Annotated in this window: 20 protein-coding genes and 1 other RNA gene; 15 read left to right on the plus strand and 6 right to left on the minus strand. The window is 59.8% G+C overall.

Going from position 1 to position 18,873, the window contains the following annotated elements:
* Window positions 1-73: 73 nt before the first annotated feature.
* A complete protein-coding gene (gene mpl, locus J1C59_RS02695) occupies window positions 74-1,426 on the plus strand; it encodes a UDP-N-acetylmuramate:L-alanyl-gamma-D-glutamyl-meso-diaminopimelate ligase (RefSeq protein WP_128085085.1) in 1,353 nt (450 codons plus the stop codon).
* A 113-nt stretch (window positions 1,427-1,539) separates the two neighbouring features.
* On the opposite strand, the gene yjgA is transcribed toward mpl, so the two are convergent.
* The gene (gene yjgA / locus J1C59_RS02700) at window positions 1,540-2,085 is read right to left on the minus strand and encodes a ribosome biogenesis factor YjgA (RefSeq protein ID WP_128085084.1); all 546 of its coding nucleotides are present in this window, start codon (window positions 2,083-2,085) and stop codon (window positions 1,540-1,542) included.
* Window positions 2,086-2,200: 115 nt separating this feature from the next.
* On the opposite strand from yjgA, the gene pmbA reads away from it, so the two are divergent.
* The 11 genes from pmbA (at window position 2,201) to J1C59_RS02755 (ending at window position 11,869) form a co-directional block, all read left to right on the plus strand.
* Entirely contained in the window at window positions 2,201-3,541 is a 1,341-nt protein-coding gene (gene pmbA, locus J1C59_RS02705; RefSeq protein ID WP_128085083.1) for a metalloprotease PmbA, read from the plus strand.
* Window positions 3,542-3,604: 63 nt separating this feature from the next.
* Complete coding sequence (gene cybC, locus J1C59_RS02710) at window positions 3,605-3,991, plus strand: cytochrome b562 (RefSeq protein ID WP_128085099.1); 387 nt, start codon at window positions 3,605-3,607, stop codon at window positions 3,989-3,991.
* A gap of 293 nt (window positions 3,992-4,284) precedes the next feature.
* A complete protein-coding gene (locus J1C59_RS02715) occupies window positions 4,285-4,620 on the plus strand; it encodes a glycine dehydrogenase (RefSeq protein WP_128085082.1) in 336 nt (111 codons plus the stop codon).
* Window positions 4,621-4,633: 13 nt separating this feature from the next.
* On the plus strand, window positions 4,634-4,996 hold the full coding sequence (locus J1C59_RS02720; RefSeq protein ID WP_111139243.1) for an SFCGS family glycine-rich protein: 363 nt from the start codon (window positions 4,634-4,636) through the stop codon (window positions 4,994-4,996).
* Window positions 4,993-5,292 (plus strand): DUF4312 family protein, encoded by a 300-nt coding sequence (locus J1C59_RS02725; RefSeq protein ID WP_128085081.1) that lies wholly within the window; start codon window positions 4,993-4,995, stop codon window positions 5,290-5,292. The genes J1C59_RS02720 and J1C59_RS02725 overlap by 4 nt, the downstream gene beginning before the upstream one ends.
* Window positions 5,293-5,407: 115 nt before the next feature.
* Window positions 5,408-6,184 carry a DUF4311 domain-containing protein gene (locus J1C59_RS02730; protein WP_140917323.1) on the plus strand — a complete coding sequence of 259 codons (777 nt, stop codon included), beginning with the start codon at window positions 5,408-5,410 and terminating at the stop codon, window positions 6,182-6,184.
* Window positions 6,185-6,195: 11 nt separating this feature from the next.
* The gene (locus J1C59_RS02735; RefSeq protein ID WP_128085080.1) at window positions 6,196-6,837 is read left to right on the plus strand and encodes a DUF4310 family protein; all 642 of its coding nucleotides are present in this window, start codon (window positions 6,196-6,198) and stop codon (window positions 6,835-6,837) included.
* Window positions 6,838-6,880: 43 nt separating this feature from the next.
* Complete coding sequence (locus J1C59_RS02740) at window positions 6,881-8,011, plus strand: amidohydrolase/deacetylase family metallohydrolase (RefSeq protein WP_128085079.1); 1,131 nt, start codon at window positions 6,881-6,883, stop codon at window positions 8,009-8,011.
* Window positions 7,995-9,116 carry a DgaE family pyridoxal phosphate-dependent ammonia lyase gene (locus J1C59_RS02745; RefSeq protein WP_128085078.1) on the plus strand — a complete coding sequence of 374 codons (1,122 nt, stop codon included), beginning with the start codon at window positions 7,995-7,997 and terminating at the stop codon, window positions 9,114-9,116. Before J1C59_RS02740 ends, J1C59_RS02745 begins: the two co-directional genes overlap by 17 nt.
* Window positions 9,113-9,853, plus strand: a complete 741-nt coding sequence (dagF, locus tag J1C59_RS02750; protein WP_128085077.1) for a 2-dehydro-3-deoxy-phosphogluconate aldolase — start codon at window positions 9,113-9,115, stop codon at window positions 9,851-9,853. Before J1C59_RS02745 ends, dagF begins: the two co-directional genes overlap by 4 nt.
* A gap of 105 nt (window positions 9,854-9,958) precedes the next feature.
* Entirely contained in the window at window positions 9,959-11,869 is a 1,911-nt protein-coding gene (locus J1C59_RS02755; RefSeq protein ID WP_128085076.1) for a BglG family transcription antiterminator, read from the plus strand.
* A gap of 3 nt (window positions 11,870-11,872) precedes the next feature.
* Here the strand turns inward: J1C59_RS02755 and J1C59_RS02760 are convergent, their stop codons facing one another.
* The gene (locus tag J1C59_RS02760; protein WP_111139251.1) at window positions 11,873-12,772 is read right to left on the minus strand and encodes a LysR family transcriptional regulator; all 900 of its coding nucleotides are present in this window, start codon (window positions 12,770-12,772) and stop codon (window positions 11,873-11,875) included.
* A 129-nt stretch (window positions 12,773-12,901) separates the two neighbouring features.
* Here J1C59_RS02760 and J1C59_RS02765 point away from each other — a divergent pair, with 129 nt between their 5' ends.
* Window positions 12,902-13,606 carry a pirin family protein gene (locus tag J1C59_RS02765; protein ID WP_128085075.1) on the plus strand — a complete coding sequence of 235 codons (705 nt, stop codon included), beginning with the start codon at window positions 12,902-12,904 and terminating at the stop codon, window positions 13,604-13,606.
* A gap of 52 nt (window positions 13,607-13,658) precedes the next feature.
* Here J1C59_RS02765 and dolP read toward each other — a convergent pair whose 3' ends face one another.
* The 4 genes from dolP to J1C59_RS02785 are packed head-to-tail and all read right to left on the minus strand — an operon-like array spanning window position 13,659 to window position 17,237.
* Entirely contained in the window at window positions 13,659-14,231 is a 573-nt protein-coding gene (gene dolP / locus J1C59_RS02770) for a division/outer membrane stress-associated lipid-binding lipoprotein (protein WP_128085074.1), read from the minus strand.
* Between the two features lie 14 nt (window positions 14,232-14,245).
* On the minus strand, window positions 14,246-14,833 hold the full coding sequence (diaA, locus tag J1C59_RS02775) for a DnaA initiator-associating protein DiaA (RefSeq protein ID WP_111139254.1): 588 nt from the start codon (window positions 14,831-14,833) through the stop codon (window positions 14,246-14,248).
* Between the two features lie 14 nt (window positions 14,834-14,847).
* Window positions 14,848-15,243 carry a YraN family protein gene (locus tag J1C59_RS02780; protein WP_128085073.1) on the minus strand — a complete coding sequence of 132 codons (396 nt, stop codon included), beginning with the start codon at window positions 15,241-15,243 and terminating at the stop codon, window positions 14,848-14,850.
* Window positions 15,201-17,237 (minus strand): penicillin-binding protein activator, encoded by a 2,037-nt coding sequence (locus J1C59_RS02785; protein WP_140917324.1) that lies wholly within the window; start codon window positions 17,235-17,237, stop codon window positions 15,201-15,203. Before J1C59_RS02785 ends, J1C59_RS02780 begins: the two co-directional genes overlap by 43 nt.
* A 62-nt stretch (window positions 17,238-17,299) precedes the next feature.
* Here J1C59_RS02785 and rsmI point away from each other — a divergent pair, with 62 nt between their 5' ends.
* Both rsmI and rnpB read left to right on the plus strand, forming a co-directional pair.
* Window positions 17,300-18,166 carry a 16S rRNA (cytidine(1402)-2'-O)-methyltransferase gene (gene rsmI, locus J1C59_RS02790; RefSeq protein WP_128086565.1) on the plus strand — a complete coding sequence of 289 codons (867 nt, stop codon included), beginning with the start codon at window positions 17,300-17,302 and terminating at the stop codon, window positions 18,164-18,166.
* A 33-nt stretch (window positions 18,167-18,199) separates the two neighbouring features.
* Window positions 18,200-18,578, plus strand: an RNA gene (gene rnpB, locus J1C59_RS02795) — RNase P RNA component class A.
* Window positions 18,579-18,873 lie beyond the last annotated feature (295 nt).

An 18,873-nucleotide genomic window follows, 5' to 3' on the forward strand; every position in this document is an offset into this window, starting at 1 on the left:
AGTCCTAATCCGTTTCTTCCGTCTGCGAGCAGGGTTACACTGTGCGCCGAACTTTTGAGTAATGGATCATGTTATGCGCATTCACATCCTCGGGATTTGTGGCACGTTTATGGGCGGTCTGGCGGTGCTGGCTCGCTCACTGGGTCATCAGGTGACCGGTTCAGATGCCAACGTTTACCCGCCAATGAGCACGCTGCTCGAACAGCAAGGTATTGAATTAACTGAAGGTTACGACGCGAGCCAGCTTGACCCGGCACCCGACCTGGTGATTATCGGCAATGCGATGACGCGGGGTAATCCCTGTGTGGAAGCGGTGCTGGAACGTAACATTCCTTACCTTTCTGGCCCGCAGTGGCTGCATGATTTCGTGCTGCGCGACCGCTGGGTGCTGGCAGTCGCCGGAACCCACGGCAAAACCACCACAGCCGGCATGGCAGCGTGGATTCTGGAGGCCTGCGGCCTGGAGCCGGGCTTCATTATTGGTGGTGTGCCCGGAAACTTCGATGTCTCGGCAAAATTAGGAAAAAGTCCATTCTTCGTCATCGAAGCGGATGAGTATGACTGTGCGTTTTTCGATAAGCGTTCCAAGTTTGTCCACTACGCGCCACGCACCCTGATCCTCAACAACCTTGAGTTTGATCATGCGGATATCTTTGACGATCTGCGCGCCATCCAGAAGCAGTTCCACCACCTGGTGCGGATCGTACCGGGGCAGGGCAAGATCCTGCTGCCGGAACACGATGCTAACCTCAGGCAGGTGATGGCGATGGGCTGCTGGAGCGAGCAGGAGAGCGTGGGCGACCACGGACGCTGGCAGGCGAAGAAACTGACGCCCGACGCCTCACACTGGGAAGTGTGGCTCGACGGCGAAAAAGTGGGTGAAGTGAACTGGGCGCTGGTGGGCGAGCACAACATGCACAATGGCCTGATGGCGATTGCGGCCGCGCGTCATGTCGGTGTCCGGCCGGAAGATGCCGGGCAGGCGCTGAACAGCTTTATCAATGCCCGTCGCCGGCTGGAGCTGCGTGGCGAAGTGAACAGCATCAAGGTCTATGATGACTTTGCGCATCATCCGACCGCGATTCTGGCGACGCTGGCCGCACTGCGCAGCAAGGTCGGCGGCCGGGCGCGCATCCTGGCCGTGCTGGAGCCGCGCTCTAACACGATGAAGATGGGCGTCAGCAAAAACGACCTGGCACCGTCACTGGCGCGCGCGGATGAGGTCTTTCTGTTCCAGCCGCACCATATCCCGTGGCAGGTGTCCGATGTTGCCGAAGCCTGTATCCCGCCAGCCCACTGGAGTGCGGATATCGACACGCTGGTGGAGATGGTGGCAAAAGCCGCGCAGCCAGGCGACTCGATCCTGGTCATGAGCAACGGCGGCTTTGGGGGGATTCATCAGAAGCTGCTGGACAGGCTGAAGTAACACGACAGGCGCCCGCATCGGGCGCTTTTTTTTGCCGTCGATATACAGAGGGGATCGGTGTGCACCGATCCGGGCGCACGTTCACCTGCCAGAGATCGCGGTCAGTCCGGGCTTTAGTTGGCTTCGGCCAGCTCGCGCAGATACTGGAAAATCTGACGGGCAGATTTCGGCGGCTTGTTGCCCGCTTTCTCTTTCTGCGCGTTACGGATCATGCTGCGTAACTGCTGACGATCGGCGTCAGGATAGAGCGCGATCACGTCGCTCATCGCCTCATCCCCCTCCTCAATCAGACGATCGCGCAACATTTCCAGCTTGTGGAACAGCGCAACCTGCTGGTTGTGGCGGTTCTTGAGCTTATCCAGCGCCACGCGGATTGGCTCGACATCGATACTGCGCAGCAGTTTACCGATCAGCTGCAGCTGACGGCGGCGACCCTCTTTCTTAATGCGCTGTGCCAGTTCGATCTCGGTGCGCAGGCGCTCATCCAGCGGGATCTTATCCAGCGAGTTTTTCCCCAGATCGACCAGTTCGGCACCCAGGCGCTTTAACTCTTCGGCATCGCGTTTAATTTCACTCTTACTGACCCAGATAATCTCTTCATCTTCTTCTTCGTCATTATCTGGCACATCGTCGAGCCACTCATCGGGCTTTCTGGTCATTTCCGGGCTCCCAAAAAAAAGAGGCTAATCCTACCAGTTTATCGGGTGACTGCGAAATTGTTCTCTGACTCTGATAGACTCAAATCATTCACACATAAGATTAGACGGCAGGTCGATGAACGTATCTACTCAGGTTGCAGAACAGCGAAAAGTACTGGAGCAGGCGATTGCGCAGGCACTTGAACTGGCTAAGGCAAGCACTGACAGCGCGGAAGTCGCGGTCAGTAAAACCACCGGCATCGGGGTCAGCACCCGCTATGGCGAAGTGGAAAACGTCGAATTCAACAGCGACGGTGCGCTGGGCATCACCGTTTATCATCAGAACCGTAAAGGCAGCGCCTCATCGACCGACCTCAGCCCGGACGCGATCAAACGTACCGTGCAGGCGGCGATTGATATCGCGCGCTACACCTCTCCCGATCCGTTTGCCGGTCCGGCCGACGCAGCACTGCTGGCCTATGATGCGCCGGATCTCGATCTCTACCATCCGTGGGAGATTGATGCCGACCGCGCTATCGAGCTGGCGGCGCAGGCCGAAGAGGCCGCGCTGCGTGCCGACAAGCGGATTACCAATACCGAAGGCGGCAGCTTCAACAGCCACGTCGGCATCAAAGTTTTTGGCAACAGCCACGGCATGTTGCAGAGCTACTGCTCAAGCCGCCACTCGCTCTCCAGTAGCGTGATTGCCGAGCAGGATGGCGACATGGAACGCGACTACGCCTACACCATCGGCCGCGCGTTTGAGGATCTGAAAAGCCCGGAGTGGGTGGGCGCAGAGTGCGCGCGCCGCACGCTTTCCCGTCTGGCGCCGCGCAAGCTGCCGACCATGAAGGCCCCGGTGATTTTTGCCGCCGAAGTGGCGACCGGCCTGTTTGGTCATCTGGTGGGGGCGATCAGCGGCAGCAGCGTCTACCGTAAATCGACCTTCCTGCTGGACGCGATGGGGCAGCAGATTCTGCCGGAGTGGCTGACCATCAATGAACAGCCGCATCTGCTGAAAGGGCTGGCCTCAACGCCTTTCGACAGCGAAGGCGTGCGTACCCAGTCGCGCGACATTATCAAAGCGGGCGTCCTGCAGACCTGGCTGCTGACCAGCTACTCGGCGCGCAAGCTGGGCCTGACCAGCACCGGTCACGCTGGCGGGATCCACAACTGGCGTATCGCGGGGCAGGGGCACAGTTTCGATGCGCTGCTGAAGCAGATGGGCACCGGCCTGGTGGTGACCGAGCTGATGGGTCAGGGCGTCAGCGCCATTACCGGCGACTACTCTCGCGGGGCAGCCGGCTTCTGGGTTGAGAATGGCGTGATTCAGTATCCGGTCAGTGAGATCACCATCGCGGGCAATCTCAAAGAGATGTGGCGCAACATGGTGACCATCGGTGACGACATCGAAACCCGCAGCAACATTCAGTGCGGTTCCGTATTGCTGCCTGAAATGAAGATAGCGGGACAATAAGATGGATTCCTGAAGCAGCCAGCTGGCTGCTTTTTTTTCATCACAATAAAAAAGGAAATAATGATGCGTAAACATGTGATTGCAATGTTGTCGGCTTCTCTGCTGTTCTCCAGTGTCAGCCTCTTTGCGGCGGATCTGGAAGAGGATATGGGCACGCTGAATGCGAACCTGAAAATCGTCAAAAAAACGGACAATGCTCAGGAGATGCAGCAGGCGTTAGCGAAGATGCGCACCGCCGCGCAGGATGCGAAGCAGTCCACGCCGGATAAGCTGGAAGGTCAGCCTGCTGACAGCGCGCAGGTAAAAGCGTATCACGCCGGTCTGGACTCGCTGATTGCTCAGATCGATGTGGTCAATGCGCTGGCGAAGGCGAACAACGTGGATGGCGCAAAGCGCGAAGCCGCCAAATTTGATGACATCCGCAATACCAACCATAAGAAATTCCGCTAATCAGATCGCCGGTCAGCCTGACCGGCGGTTTTTATCATCACCTCTGCTTATTACCGCCTCTTCTCTGACCGCCTGCGCGCCACGGTGCCGCACAACCTTCCGTTTCAGGACGGCTCCGCGTCACGTTCTGTGCAATCTGTGACATCTGCCGCACTAAGCGTGCAGGCTGCGATCTGACGCACAACCTTCACCTCGATTTCCACTTGCTGCTGGAAATGTTGCCTCTCCACAGCCGGGGCGATGAGGGCTAATTTATTTTCAACGCGAATTATCCGGCTTAAAGGAGCAGCAAGGTGAGCAATAACGGCGTCCCGGTGTATGAAGCGTCACCGGAGAAAGTGCAGGCGCTGGCTGAGCGCGTGATGAGGCAGATCGAGGCGATTTACCAGCAGCATGGCATTCAGCCGAATGCGGTGCAGCAGCAGATGCTGCAGTCCCATGTCACCGCAATGGCGTCACGCTCACTGAGCGGGGAGCCGCTGCCGGACGTGGAAGCGGAGCTGTTTGAGGATATTCCGCCGGAGACGTTAGCGCTGGCGCAGCAGGTGGTGGATCTGTTTGGCAATCTGCCCCGTGAAGAGGCGTGGCTGCTGTCAGTCCATATTGAAGTCGCGCGATCCAACAACTGAAGAGGAACAGAACATGGTCACAGTCGTTATTGGCGATCGGTTAGGTAAAGGGCAGAAAGTGGCAGCTGGCATCGAAAAAGCCGGTGGCCGGGCCATCGTGGTGCCGGGCGTGGCGGCCGATATGAAGCTGGGTGACGTCATGAAGGCTGAAAACGCCGATTTCGGCATCTCCTTCTGCGGCAGCGGCGGTGCAGGCGCGATCACCGCGCAGAACAAGCATGGCTACAAAGCAAAACATGGTATGCGTTCGGTCGATGAGGGCGTCACCGCCATCAACGAAGGCGCCACGGTGCTGGGCTTTGGTTTTATGGACAAGGAGGAGCTGGGCGAACGGCTGGTGCAGGCCTGGAACAGGAAACACGGCAGCGGATCATGAAAGAACACTACGTGACGCAGGTGACGGTCGACGGCAAAGGCGACACCAAAGCGAAAGCCTTTGCCGATGCCCTGAGCCGTGTGCAGAACCAGGTTCTGCGCGCAACGCAAAAAATTCTGCTGCGCATCGAACCTCAGGATATCCGGGTGGTGCGCGCGCAGGAGAGCGTCAGAACCGAGAAGTTTCTCTTCTTCTTTCTGGCGCGCCAGCGCCGGAGCTTCAGCGTCACGCTGGAGATCACCGTCAGCGTCACCGTTTTCGACACGGAGCAGGTGGCGTTCGCGACAACATCATAAGCCTGTCAGCGTCAGGCCGTTCTGCCACGTTTCTGCTGTCGCGACTGTGCGGCGGACAGGGCGAGGCGGCGGCTGAGGCCGGACGGGTAAAAAAACGACAATAAGGTACAACAACATGTTTTTAATCATTTTGTTTAAGTCGTTGATCATTGGCGGGCTGGTCGGCGTCGGCGTGGGTGCAGGCGCCGCGCGCATGTTCCACGCGCCGACGACCCAGGGGATGGGCGCGTTTCGCACACTGGGCGAGCTGAACTCGTGCGAAGGCGATCCGGCATCCCACTTCTCCTTTGGTCTTGGCTTCTTTTTCAATGCCTGGGCATCTTCTGTTGCAGCCGGTTCCTTCACGCAGGATGTGGATCACCGCATCATCCCGAACTGGGGCGCGGCGGCGCTGATGGTGAAGAATCGCAACGTGGCGGAGACGCTGCACAACCCGAAAAAAATGGCTATCGCCTGCGGCATCATCGGCATGATCGTGGTCGCCTTCCTTAACTCGACTGCCTCGGCGGTACCGGCTGCGCTGCAGGTGACGGCGGTTAAAGTGCTGGTGCCCGCCGCAAACCTGCTGGTGAACACCGTCATGCCGGTCATCTTCTGGCTGGCGGCGATCGACGCGGGCCGAAAGTCGGGCTTCTGGGCCACCATTTTTGGCGGTCTGGCGCAGCTGATCATGGGCAACGCCGTGCCGGGCCTGGTGCTGGGGATTCTGATCGGTAAAGGCGTGGAAGAGAGCGGCTGGAACCGGGTCACCAAAGTCATGATGACCGCGATCGTGCTGCTGTTTGTGCTGAGCGGCTTCTTCCGGGGATTCGACATGAAACTGCTGCAGTCATTCCAGCTCGGCGTTCCTGGCTGGCTTGACCTGATCCACAACGCCGTCAGCGGCAAATAGAGGGCGATGCGATGAACGAAAATAAAGGCTTCTGGTACGCCGACTGGTCTTTCCCGATCTTTGTTGGTCTGCTCTCCGCGGGCGTCTTTGCCGGGACTCACATGTATTACCTCTATGGCATCGGCGCGTTTAACGAAGTGGCGTTTGTCTCGATGCTGCGAGCAGGCATGGAAACCGGCGTCTATGGCGCGGTCGCCGCCTTTGGGGCCAGCTTCCTCTTTGCCCGCATTATCGAAGGCTCGCTGGTGGGTATTCTGGACATCGGCGGCGCGATTCAGACCGGCGTCGGGCTGGGTGTTCCGGCGCTGCTGCTGGGCGCAGGCATCATCTTTCCGGTGGCGAACTTCGCCGCCTCGCTGGCGACCGGGCTGGTGATCGGCCTGGCCATTGGCTACCTGATTATTCTGGCGCGTAAATTCACCATCAATCAGAGCGACTCGACCTACGGCGCTGACGTGATGATGGGCGCGGGTAACGCCTCCGGGCGCTTCCTGGGGCCGCTCATCATTCTCTCCGCGATGGGCGCCTCTATTCCGATTGGGCTGGGGTCGCTGCTGGGCGCACTGCTGTTCTATCTCTGGAACAAACCAATTACCGGCGGCGCGATTCTGGGCGCAATGATCCTGGGTGCGATTTACCCGATTGCGCTCTGATCTCACCGGCAGCCCGGCAGCGGGCTGCCGTTAAGGAGAAACCATGTACGACTTGATTATCCGCGCCGCACGCCTCTGCGATGAGCAGGTGGTCGATATTGCGCTGCAGGATGGCCGCATCGCGGCGATAGGCTGCGTGCAGGGCAGCGCCCGGCACGAGCGCAACCTGGCGGGCCGCTTCTATCTCAGCGCAGGCTGGATCGACTCCCACGTTCACTGCTATCCCAAATCTCCGATTTATCATGATGAGGCGGACGCGATTGGCGTGGCGCACGGCGTCACCACGGTGGTCGATGCGGGCAGCACCGGCGCAGATCATATTGATGACTTTTACCGGCTGACGCGCACGGCCACGACGCAGGTCTTTGCGCTGATCAATATCGCCCGCACCGGCATCGTCACCCAGAACGAGCTGGCCGATATGACACAGATCGATGGCGAAGCAGTGCAGCAGGCGGTGACGCGGCTGCCTGATTTTATTGTCGGCCTCAAGGCGCGTATCAGCAGCAGCGTGGTCGGTAAAAACGGCGTGCAGCCGCTGATAAAGGCGAAGGCGATCCAGCAGGAGAGCGGCGGCCTGCCGCTGATGGTGCATATCGGTAACAATCCGCCCGATCTCGATCAGATCGTGGATCTGCTCACCACCGGCGACATCATCACGCACTGCTTTAACGGCAAGCCCAACCGCATCCTCACGCCGCAGGGCGAACTGAAAGTGGCGGTAAAACAGGCCATTGCGCGCGGCGTCCGGCTCGATGTCGGCCACGGCAGCGCCAGTTTCAACTTTGCGGTGGCCCGCGCGGCCATCGCGCAGGGCATTCTGCCCGACACCATCAGCTCGGACATCTACTGCCGCAATCGCCTGGCCGGGCCGGTGCACAGTCTGGCGCATGTCATGTCGAAGTTTTTCAGCGTCGGCATGACGCTGCCGCAGGTAATCGACTGCGTTACGGTCAGGGCGGCCGCAGGACTTCGCCTGACGCGCAAGGGCCAGCTGAAAGTGGGTTACGACGCCGATCTGACGGTGTTTAGCGTTAAACAGGAGAGCCGGCCCTTCATTGATTCAGAAGGTGAACAGGTGGCCGGTGACAAACATCTGATCCCGCTGGCGGCCGTGGTCGCCGGAGAGTGGTTTACGACTGAAGAAGGAGCCGCGCATGAACTCAGTTTATGAAAAGTATGGCCTGAAGCCGGTGATTAACGCCTCTGGCCGTATGACGATCCTCGGCGTCTCCACGCCGTCGAGTGAGGTGATCGATACGGTGAAATATGGCCTCAATCACTACTTCGAGATGAAAGATCTGGTGGATAAGACGGGCGCCTTTATCGCCGATCTGCTGAAGGTGGAGAACGCGCTGGTGGTCTCCTGCGCCTCGGCCGGTATCGCCCAGAGCGTGGCGGCGGTGATTGTTAAAGACAACGACTGGCTGCTGGATAATCTGCATGCCGCGCCGCTGACCGTTCCGCATCAGATTGTGGTGCCGAAAGGGCACAACGTGAACTATGGCGCGCCGGTAGGAAGTATGGTGGCGCTGGGCGGCGGAGCGCTGGTCGAGGCCGGTTACAGCAACGAATGTTCAGCCGCCCAGCTCGCCGCCGCGATCACGCCGCAGACCGCGGCCATCCTCTATGTGAAATCGCATCACTGCGTGCAGAAGAGCCATCTCGATGTGGAGCAGGCTACCGCCGTTGCGCGCGAGCACGGCGTACCATTGATCGTCGATGCCGCCGCAGAAGAGGATCTGCACTGCTACTACGCGGCGGGTGCGGATCTGGTGATCTACAGCGGTGCCAAAGCGATCGAAGGGCCGACCAGCGGACTGGTGATCGGCAGGCATCAGTATGTCGAATGGGTGAAGCGTCAGACCAACGGCATTGGGCGTGCGATGAAAGTCGGCAAAGAGGGCATTCTGGGGCTGACCCAGGCCATCGAAAGTTACCTGACGCAGCCGAAGATCAGCGGCGCGCAGATGGTGGAGAAAATGACGCCGTTCATCGAACAGCTCAACAGCCTGCACGGCGTGACGGCCCGCGTGGTGTGGGACGGGGCCGGGCGCGATATCGCCCGCACGGAGATCGCCTTCGATGAGGCCGCGATCCCGCACCGCACCGGCGATCTGGTACAGGCGCTGAAAACGGGCGACGTGGCGATCTACTTCCGCGGTTACAAAGCCAACGAGGGGATTATCGAAGCCGACGTCCGCAGCGTCAGCGCCGATCAGCTCAATACCATCTTTACCCGCATCCAGGCGCTGTTAAACGGAGAAAACCACGCATGACGCTGACCCCCCATTTTTATCAGGATCGTCTCTGCCTCAATGTGCTGGCAGGATCAAAAGAGAATGCGCGCGCCATCTGGCAGGCGGCAGAAGGGCATGTGCTGGTGGGCGTGCTGTCGAAAAACTACAGCAGCAACGCGGCCGCGATCGCCGATATGCGTGAGTACGCGGCGCTGATCGATAACGCGCTCTCGATCGGGCTGGGCGCGGGCGATCCCAATCAGTCACAGATGGTGAGTGAGATCGCGGCGGTGCTGCAGCCGCAGCATGTAAACCAGGTCTTTACCGGCGTCGCCACCAGCCGCGCCCTGCTGGGCCAGTCGCAGACGGTGGTGAATGGCCTGATCTCACCGACCGGCACGCCGGGTCAGGTCAAAATCTCGACCGGCCCGCGCAGCGCAAAACAGCGTGACGGGATCGTACCGGTCGAAACCGCCATCGCGATGCTGCAGGATATGGGCGGCAGCTCGGTGAAATATTTTCCGATGGGCGGGCTGCAGGCGGTGGAGGAGTATCGCGCCGTGGCGGAGGCGTGCGCAAAACTGGACTTCTGGCTGGAGCCTACCGGCGGTATCGATCTGGAGAATTTTGGTGAGATCGTCCGTATTGCGCTGGAGTCGGGCGTCAGTAAAGTGATCCCGCACGTTTACAGTTCGATTATCGATCAGGCCAGTGGCGAGACGCGCGTGGAGGATGTGCGGCAGCTGCTGGCGATCGGCAAAACGCTGCTGGCCTGAGGATCGATACGATCGAACCGCCCCGGCACGATCGCGCAGCATGGACGTTGCGCGACGATCGCCGTAGGCTGATTTCCACTTTCTGTCTGCTAACAGGTAACGCTTGTGAGATTTCCCAATCAGCGCCTTGCGCAACTGTTTGATGCCCTGCAAAACGAAACGCTGCCTCAGGAGGAGCTGGCGCGGCGCTTTGCGGTCTCGACGCGGACCGTGCGCACCGACATGACGGCGCTGAATGCGCTGCTGGCCGAACATGGCGCGCAGTTTATCCTGAATCGCGGCGCGGGCTATCAGCTGAAGATTGAGGATGCGCAGCGTTTTCAGCATCTGCAACAGCACAGCGCGTCGCCGCTGCGGGTGCCGCGAACCGCGCCGGATCGGGTCCGCTATCTGCTGACCCGCTTTCTCACCGCCGCCTATTCGCTGAAGCTGGAGGAGCTGGCAGAAGAGTGGTTTGTCAGCCGGGCGACCCTGCAGAATGACATGGCCGAGGTGCGCGAATGGCTGGGGCGCTATCACCTCACGATCGAAAGCAAGCCGCATTACGGGATGAAGCTGTTTGGCAGCGAGGTGGCGATCCGGACCTGTCTGACCGACCTGCTGTGGCAAATCGATCAGGCGCAGCCGGAGAGTCCGCTGCTGACTATCGAGGCGCTGAACAGCGGCATACTGGAGACGCTGCGCCCGCTGTTACAGCGCTGTTTCGCCCGGCACAACATCCGGCTCAGCGATGAGGGCGAGCGCTACCTGCGGATCTACTGTGCCGTGGCGGTACGGCGCATCAGCGAGGGCTATCCGCTCAACGATCCGGGTGCCGAAGAGATTGGCGATGAGGAGCGGGAAGCCGCCCATCAGTTGATCACGCTGATGCGGCCGCTGGTCAGTAAGCCGATCTCCCCGGCCGAAGAGCACTGGCTGCGGATTAACATTGCGGCGCGGCGCATTCAGGCGGTGGCCCCCAGCGCGATCAACGCGGACGATGGCGATGCGCTGGTGGATTATCTGCTCAGTTTTATCAACACCCACTACAACTTCAATCTGCAGAACGATCAGCAGCTGCGTGCCGATCTGCTTACCCACATCAAGACCATGATTACCCGGGTACGCTATCAGATTCATATTCCCAATCCGCTGCTCAGTAACATCAAACAGCACTATCCGATGGCCTATGATGTCACCCTGGCGGCGGTGACCAGCTGGGGGAAATATACCCCTTACGTGATCAGCGAAAATGAGATTGGCTTTCTGGTGCTGCACATCGGTGTCGGGCTGGAGCGCCACTATGATGTCGGCTATCAGCGCCATCCGCAGGTGCTGCTGGTGTGCGACAGCGGCAACTCCACGCTGCGGATGATCGAGGCGATGCTGCTGCGCCGCTATCCGCAGCTGCAGGTGACGGCGCGGCTGTCACAGCGTGAATATGAGGCGCGCAGCCGCATTGATGAGGATTTTGTGATCTCGACCATCCGGCTCAGCGAAAAAGAGAAGCCGGTCGTGGTCATGTCGCCGTTTCCCACCGGTTTTCAGCTGGAGCAGATTGGCAAACTGGTGCTGGTCGATCGAACCCGGCCCTATATGCTGGCGAAATTTTTTGATGCGCAGCATTTCCATATTGTCGATCGGCCGATGACCCGCTCTGCGCTGTTTCGCCAGCTGTGCGATCAGCTGGAGGCAGAAGGATTCGTGGATGCGGCGTTCTGTCCGTCGGTGGAGGAGCGCGAGGCGATCGTCAGCACCATGCTCGGCGAAGGCATTGCGCTGCCGCACTCGCTGGGGCTGCTGGCAAAGAAAACCGTGGTCTGCACCGTGCTGGCCCCGCAGGGGATCGCCTGGGGCGACGACACCGCCTATGTGATTTTCCTGCTGGCGATCAGCAAAAGCGAGTATGAAGAGGCGATGGCGATCTACGATCTGTTTGTGACGTTTCTGCGTGAAAGGGCGATGACCCGCCTGCGGGACTGCACCGATTTCAGCAGCTTCAGGGCGGTCGCGATGGAGTGTCTGAGCCGCCCCTGAGAATCAGTTTTTCTTCGCCAGCAGGCGCGGGATCTCGCGCAGGCACCAGGATTTGGCTTCACCCATGCTGTCACGCCGCCACGCCATAATAATATCGACCTCGCGGGTGTACTCCGGGCTGACCACCCGCAGGCGACCTTCGGCAATATCCTGCTCCACTAACGAATAGGGCATGGTCGCCACGCCCAGGCCGGCCAGCAGCGCGCGGCGCTTGTCGTCCATGCTGCTCACGGTCAGGCGCTGCTGCTTATCCAGTAGCTGCACGGTCAGAACCGGCCGCTCACGGGCGGTATCTGCCACCGCGATGCCCCGGTATTTCACCCGCGTCACTTCCGACTGCGGTTCAGGCTCGTTGTGAATCGGGTGATCGGCGCTGGCGACATAGACGCTCATCATGGTGTAGAGCTTGCGGGTATTGATCTCGGTTGAGGCGCGGAAGTGCATATCCGGCGCGATCACGATATCGGCGCGACCCTGTTCCAGCCGCTCCCAGGCGCCCGCCAGCACTTCAGTAACCAGCGAAAACTGCGTATTGGCCTTGTCGGCCAGCCGCGTGACCAGCGGAAACAGCGCCTCGACCGGCACCAGCGCTTCGGTCACGATGGTGAGATGGGTCTCCCAGCCGCGCGCCAGCGCTTCCGCATCGGTAGTGAGCTTATCGGCGGCTTCCAGCAGTACCCGGCCACGCTCCAGCAGCATGCGTCCCACGTTCGTGAATTTGGTGCGATGACCGGAACGGTCAAACAGCACCACATCCAGCTCCTCTTCCAGCTTCTGCATGGTGTAGCTGAGGGCGGAAGGGACGCGGCCCAGTTCATCCGCGGCGGCGGCAAAACTACCACGCCGATCGATCGCATCCATTACGCGTAAAGATTCAAGGGTTAACGCACGCTCTTTAGCCATCCCGGGTCTCTGTCAGGAAATTTGAACATGCCGGGCAGATTAACTGGCTAACAATCCGGCGTCCAGACTTTTACCATGAGGGTATAGAGTCCGCGACCGATCCTCGTCAGCGGATGCCGGAGGTAAATCATGATCACCACACGCAGCGCGTCCGCATGTGGCCAGGCCGATTTTGGCTGGCTGCAGGCCCGCTACAGTTTCTCTTTTGGCCACTATTTTGATCCCGGACTGATGGGCTACGCGTCACTGCGCGTCCTGAACCAGGAAGTGCTGGCACCGGGTGCGGCGTTTCAGCCGCGCGCCTATCCTCAGGTCGATGTGCTGAACATTGTGCTGCAGGGTGAAGCGGAGTACCGCGACAGCGAAGGCAACACCATTACCGTGCAGGAAGGGGAGGCGCTGCTGCTCTCTGCGCAGCCGGGCGTCAGTTACACCGAAATGAACCTGAGCAAAGAGCGGCCGCTGACGCGTATGCAGCTCTGGCTGGCCGCCTGCCCGGAGCGGGAAAACCCGCGCATGCAGAAGATGGCGCTGGCAGAAGGGCCGCTGTCGCAGCTGATCGCCTCGCCGGATGGCGTGGAAGAGAGCCTGCAGCTGCGTCAGCAGGTGTGGATTTATCAGGTCGAACTGGCGCCCGGTGAGCAGCACGCGCTGCGCTTACAGGGGCCGCGCGCCTATCTGCAGTCGATTCACGGATCGCTGACGGCGATGTCCGGCACCGATCATCAGGAGACCCTGGGCTGTGGCGACGGCGCGTTCCTGCAGGAGGAGAAACAGCTGCAGCTGACCGCCAAAACCGCGACCCGCGCGCTGGTCATCGACATCCCGGTCTGATCCGCAGGCAATAAAAAAGGCGGCCAGGGCCGCCTTTTTTGCGTTCTGCAGGTTACTTCAGCATGGTGAATGCGGTGGTCACGTGCTTCACGCCGCTGACCCGGCTGGCGATATCGGCCGCGGCCTGCGCTTCCTGTTGCGTCACCAGACCCAGCAGGAACACTTCGCCGTTCTCCGTCGTCACCTTCACGTTGGACGATTTCACCTGATCGCTGCCCAGCAGCTGTGAGCGGATTTTAGTGGTGATCCAGGTGTCGGACGAGGTGGTGCCGAGCGTCACTTTCTGGCCGATACGGATTTCGTTGTAGACCTCGGTTGCGCCATCAACGCCCATTGTGATCTGTTTGGCGCGGTTGGCAATCTCCTGCGAAGGTGCCTGACCGGTCAGCAGCACTTTGCCCTGATAAGCCGTCGCAATCACGCGGGCATCGGTTTTGATCTGCTGATCTTTAGCTAACGCGTTTGTGACGCGCAGCTCCAGCGTGCCGTCATCCACCTGCGTCCCGACGGAGCGGGGATCGGTTGCCGTTTTGGTCGCCACGGCCGCACCACCCGCGACGACCGCGACGCAGCCCTGCAGCAGCAGGGCAGTTAACAGAATAGCTATAGCGTTCAATGCTTTCATTCGTGCTCCTTCGTTCATTCCTGATGGGGAAAGAGAGTGTTATCGATCAGATCGCACAGGCAGTTCACGGTGAGCATATGCATCTCCTGAATCCGGGCACTGCGATGAGAGGGAATACGGATTTCCACATCCTGCGGGCCCAGCAGTCCGGCAAGCTCTCCGCCATCATACCCGGTTAGCGCAACGATAGTCATATCGCGTGTCACTGCGGCTTCAACCGCCTTGATAATGTCACGGGTGTTACCGCGGGTAGAGATCGCCAGCAGCACATCGCCAGCCTGTCCCAGCGCGCGTACCTGTTTGGCATACACTTCATCATGCAGACGGTCGTTGCCGATCGCGGTCAGCATCACGTTGTCTGCACTCAGCGCCAGCGCCGGCAGGCTGGGGCGTTCGGTCTCAAAACGATTGATCATGCTGGCGGCAAAATGCTGGGCATTGGCCGACGAGGCCCCGTTGCCACAGCTCAGGATTTTATTGCCATTGAGTAACGACTGCACCAGCGTCATGGCCGCACGGGAGATGGCATCGGGCAATGCCTCGGCGGCGGCTATCTGGGTCTGAATACTTTCAGTAAAACACGCTTTAATTCTTTCCTGCACACGACCACCTGGTTCTAAACGTCTGCATTAAAGGCATTCGGCAGCCATTCAAGCGCCGTGCCGGTAATGGCGATGATATCGAAACGGCAATTCACTGTTTCAAAACTGCCGCCGCGTTGCGCCAGCCAGAGAGCGGCGGCGCGCAGCAGCTTTTGTTGTTTATTCCGGGTTATGCTGGCGAGTGCGCCACCATAACGCGCGTCGCGACGGTAGCGGACTTCCACAAACACCCAACAGTGCCCGTCGCGCATAATCAGGTCAAGTTCACCCTGCTGAAAGTGAACGTTGCTGGCGACCCATTCCAGGCCAGCCTGCTCCAGATAGCGCCGGGCCACTGCTTCGTGCCCGGCCCCAATCTGGCGGCGGCTCAGTTGGCCGGTGCGATTTCGCCCCGACGATACTGGTTCCATGTCAACTTCCTGTTGATCACACAATCCGTGTTGGCACTGAGCCTGCCGGTGTTGCCATCCAGCGTAAAGCCCGGTGTCTGGCGCATCTGGTTAAAGTTATTCGCCAGCGTCCAGGCATCCATTCCCATGGCGTAGAGGCGCACCAGGGAGTAGTCATTGTTGAATGACTTCGCGGTCTGCTGCATCAGGCCAGGGTTGCTGCCGGAAAGCAGCGGGATGTCGCTGAACTGCAGGCCATCCATTTCCAGACGGAAGTCGGGACCGGCACCGGCCTGTGCGCTGCGTGAGCTGGCGTAGAGCGAGATATTGCTGCGGCTGCCGGTACGCATCGCGATCATCGGTTTGATCAGCTGCAGTTCATCCTGAGTCGACACGATATAGACCGCATCCACGCTGCCACCGCTGCTGGTGCTGACCGCATCCGGCGTGCTCTGCTGCGGAGCCGGAATCGTCAGCCCTGCGATGGAAACACCCTGCGACGCGGCAGGCGCCGCATTCACCGGCGTACCGGAGAGGCTGATGCCTGCGCCACTGTTGATGCCCTGTTTCAGCTCTGCAGTGGAACCGAAGCGCTGCTGCATGACCGTCGTGCCACCCAGCGACTGCCACTCCTGTGCAAAGGCGTTGGTGACGCGATCGCCCAATCCGCTGCGCGGAACCAGCAGCAGCGGCTGACGTTTGCCCTGATCCCAGATATGGTGCGCCGCGTCGCGGGCTTCATCTTCCGGAGAGAGCGCAAAGTAGCAGATATTCGGATGGTTCTGGATCTGTTCCGGTTCGTTAAGCGCCAGCACATTCAGCGGCGTCTGGCTGTTAGCGACTTTCTCGACGTTGCTCTTCAGCAGCGGGCCGACCACGATAGTCGCGCCATCCTGCTGAGCCTGCTGCATTACCTGTTCAATCGGCTGGCTGCTGGTGTCATACACCTTGATCTGAGCCGTGCTGGCCGGCTGTGCGGCGACCGGCTGAGACTGAGGCTGAGCGGCGGTGTCGGCAGGCTGCTGCTGCTGCTGCTGCTGCGGTGCACTGATCGGATCGCTGGCAGAACCCGCGACGGCAGCGGGCTGCGTGCTGGCGGTAGTATCGGTTGAGGCGGGCTGCGCGGCTGCGGCGGGCTGCGCCGACGGTGCTGACAGTCCGTTCTTCGCGTCGTTAAAGCCTTTCTGAATCGCGTTGGCGAACACCTGCGCCTGACCGTTCAGCGGCAGCAGCAGCGCGATCAGGCTGGTCGAGGCTTTGGTGTAGTTCTGCATCTGGCTGAGCTGGGTGGGCAGGGTTTTGGCCGCCGGGTTCTGCGGGTAGCGGGTCTGCCAGTCTTTGATGCCTGACTTAAGCATCTCCGCATCCTGGGCGTTCGCGCGCCAGACCGCGAGCAGATCCAGCCAGCCCTGCAGCACATTTTCGTCGGCGTTGATGACCAGGTTACTGACCTGCTGCGGCGACATCTGCGTCAGTGTCTGCCAGGTGGCGTCGATGTTGCCCTGATGATCGGTGCCTTTCAGCAGCGGCTCCTGCGCGATGTAGGACCGCACCAGCGAGAGCGACGGGCGACCCTGGGCGCTGGCAATCTGCAGGCTGTAGTAGCGGGCCAGCTGATCCTGCGACAGGGCGCCGGTTTTGACCTGGGCTAACAGTGGTTCAGCCTCTTTGGTTTTCTGCTGTGCAATCAGTAACTGCGCGTTGAGCAGCAGGGATTCCTGCTGTTGCGTCTCAGAGAGCTGCTGCGGCAACTGGCTCAGTTGCTGCGTCGCGTCAGGATACTTTCCTTCCTTCAACAGGGCGCGGATTGCGAGTAATTGCCAGTCGGTCTTGCTATCATCGCTGCTTTGCTGCGCCTGTTGAAGATAGTAAGCGGAGCTGGCTGTGACAGGCCCCTGAATATTGACGGTTGAGGTTTGCGGCCCCTGACCGCTACATGCGGCTAAAATCAGCCCAGCAAGAATGACAGGCAGAAAGCGTCCTGCTTTATGACGAACGACTTTTGAAGGAAGCATACTGTATCCAGTGATGTTTTTTTCAAGATGCTCAATATTAAATCGGCAATTCGGATGAAACAATGAAACAACTCGATCGGGCAGAGATTTCTGCCAGCACGCTCTACATCGTTCCAACCCCGATTGGTAATTTGGGTGATATCACCCAGCGGGCGCTGACGGTGCTTTCGAGCGTCGATCTGGTCGCTGCGGAAGATACACGTCATACCGGGCTGTTGCTACAACATTTCGCCATCAATGCGCGACTCTTCTCACTTCATGACCACAACGAACAGCACAAGGCTGAGCTGCTGCTGACGAAGCTGCAAGAGGGTCAAAGCATAGCCTTAGTTTCTGATGCTGGCACGCCGCTGATCAACGATCCGGGCTATCACCTGGTGCGTCGCTGCCGTGAAGCGGGTGTCCGTGTGGTGCCGCTGCCGGGTGCCTGTGCCGCGATTGCCGCCTTAAGTGCCGCAGGTCTGCCTTCCGATCGTTTCTGTTACGAAGGGTTTCTGCCCGCCAAAACCAAAGGCCGCTGCGATGCGCTGCGGGCGCTGGTGCAGGAGCCGCGTACGCTGATTTTCTATGAATCGACCCACCGTCTGATCGACAGCCTGCAGGATATGGTCACTGAGCTGGGCGCTGACCGTTATGTGGTGCTGGCGCGTGAGCTGACCAAGACCTGGGAGTCCATCCACGGTGCCCCGGTAGGTGAGCTGCTGGCCTGGGTGAAAGAGGATGAGAATCGTCGCAAAGGCGAGATGGTGCTGATTGTGGAAGGGCACAGGGTCGAGGATGACGATGCGCTTCCGGCCGACGCGCTGCGAACCCTGGCGCTGCTGCAGAAGGAGCTGCCACTGAAACGTGCGGCGGCGCTGGCGGCGGAGATCCACGGCGTGAAGAAGAATGCGCTTTATAAGTATGCGCTGGAGCAGCAAGAGGCGTGACAAACGGCGGGGAATGTCCTATTATCCCGCGCCGAAGCTGACCAGACAGTCGCCGCTTTGTCGTCGTCCTCACTTGTGGGGAGACGGGCAGAGGGGAGGAAAGTCCGGGCTCCATAGGGCAGGGTGCCAGGTAACGCCTGGGAGGCGCAAGCCTACGACCAGTGCAACAGAGAGCAAACCGCCGATGGCCCAGAAATGGGATCAGGTAAGGGTGAAAGGGTGCGGTAAGAGCGCACCGCGCGACTGGCAACAGTTCGTGGCACGGTAAACTCCACCCGGAGCAAGGCCAAATAGGGGTTCACAAGGTACGGCCCGTACTGAACCCGGGTAGGCTGCTTGAGCCAGTGAGCGATTGCTGGCCTAGATGAATGACTGTCCACGACAGAACCCGGCTTAACGGTCAGCTTCGACTTTTACTGAAAACCCCGCTCTGGCGGGGTTTTTGCTTTTCAGGCCGCGAGCAGGCAGCAATGAATGACTGTCCACGACGCACCTTATGAAGATAATGCGGCTTAACGGCCAGCCTCGACTTTTACGGAAAACCCCGCGCTGGCGGGGTTTTTGCTTTTCAGGCAGTGAGCAGGCAGCAATGAATGACTGTCCACGACGCACCTTATGAAAAGAATGCGGCTTAACGGCCAGCCTCGACTTTTACGGAAAACCCCGCGCTGGCGGGGTTTTTGCTTTTCAGGCCGCGAGCAGGCCGC

Origin of the sequence: Pantoea deleyi (assembly GCF_022647325.1) — a bacterium.
Classification (GTDB): Bacteria; Pseudomonadota; Gammaproteobacteria; order Enterobacterales; family Enterobacteriaceae; genus Pantoea; species Pantoea deleyi.

Coding starts and splice junctions, on each gene's coding strand:
- J1C59_RS02740 (WP_128085079.1), top strand. CDS start 6,881: ATGTACGACTTGATTATCCGCGCCGCACGCCTCTGCGATGAGCAGGTG.
- J1C59_RS02780 (WP_128085073.1), bottom strand. CDS start 15,243: ATGGAACCAGTATCGTCGGGGCGAAATCGCACCGGCCAACTGAGCCGC.
- J1C59_RS02735 (WP_128085080.1), top strand. CDS start 6,196: ATGAACGAAAATAAAGGCTTCTGGTACGCCGACTGGTCTTTCCCGATC.
- yjgA (WP_128085084.1), bottom strand. CDS start 2,085: ATGACCAGAAAGCCCGATGAGTGGCTCGACGATGTGCCAGATAATGAC.
- dolP (WP_128085074.1), bottom strand. CDS start 14,231: ATGAAAGCATTGAACGCTATAGCTATTCTGTTAACTGCCCTGCTGCTG.
- mpl (WP_128085085.1), top strand. CDS start 74: ATGCGCATTCACATCCTCGGGATTTGTGGCACGTTTATGGGCGGTCTG.
- J1C59_RS02720 (WP_111139243.1), top strand. CDS start 4,634: ATGGTCACAGTCGTTATTGGCGATCGGTTAGGTAAAGGGCAGAAAGTG.
- J1C59_RS02745 (WP_128085078.1), top strand. CDS start 7,995: ATGAACTCAGTTTATGAAAAGTATGGCCTGAAGCCGGTGATTAACGCC.
- J1C59_RS02760 (WP_111139251.1), bottom strand. CDS start 12,772: ATGGCTAAAGAGCGTGCGTTAACCCTTGAATCTTTACGCGTAATGGAT.
- dagF (WP_128085077.1), top strand. CDS start 9,113: ATGACGCTGACCCCCCATTTTTATCAGGATCGTCTCTGCCTCAATGTG.
- J1C59_RS02730 (WP_140917323.1), top strand. CDS start 5,408: ATGTTTTTAATCATTTTGTTTAAGTCGTTGATCATTGGCGGGCTGGTC.
- J1C59_RS02725 (WP_128085081.1), top strand. CDS start 4,993: ATGAAAGAACACTACGTGACGCAGGTGACGGTCGACGGCAAAGGCGAC.
- rsmI (WP_128086565.1), top strand. CDS start 17,300: ATGAAACAACTCGATCGGGCAGAGATTTCTGCCAGCACGCTCTACATC.
- pmbA (WP_128085083.1), top strand. CDS start 2,201: ATGAACGTATCTACTCAGGTTGCAGAACAGCGAAAAGTACTGGAGCAG.
- J1C59_RS02765 (WP_128085075.1), top strand. CDS start 12,902: ATGATCACCACACGCAGCGCGTCCGCATGTGGCCAGGCCGATTTTGGC.
- J1C59_RS02785 (WP_140917324.1), bottom strand. CDS start 17,237: ATGCTTCCTTCAAAAGTCGTTCGTCATAAAGCAGGACGCTTTCTGCCT.
- cybC (WP_128085099.1), top strand. CDS start 3,605: ATGCGTAAACATGTGATTGCAATGTTGTCGGCTTCTCTGCTGTTCTCC.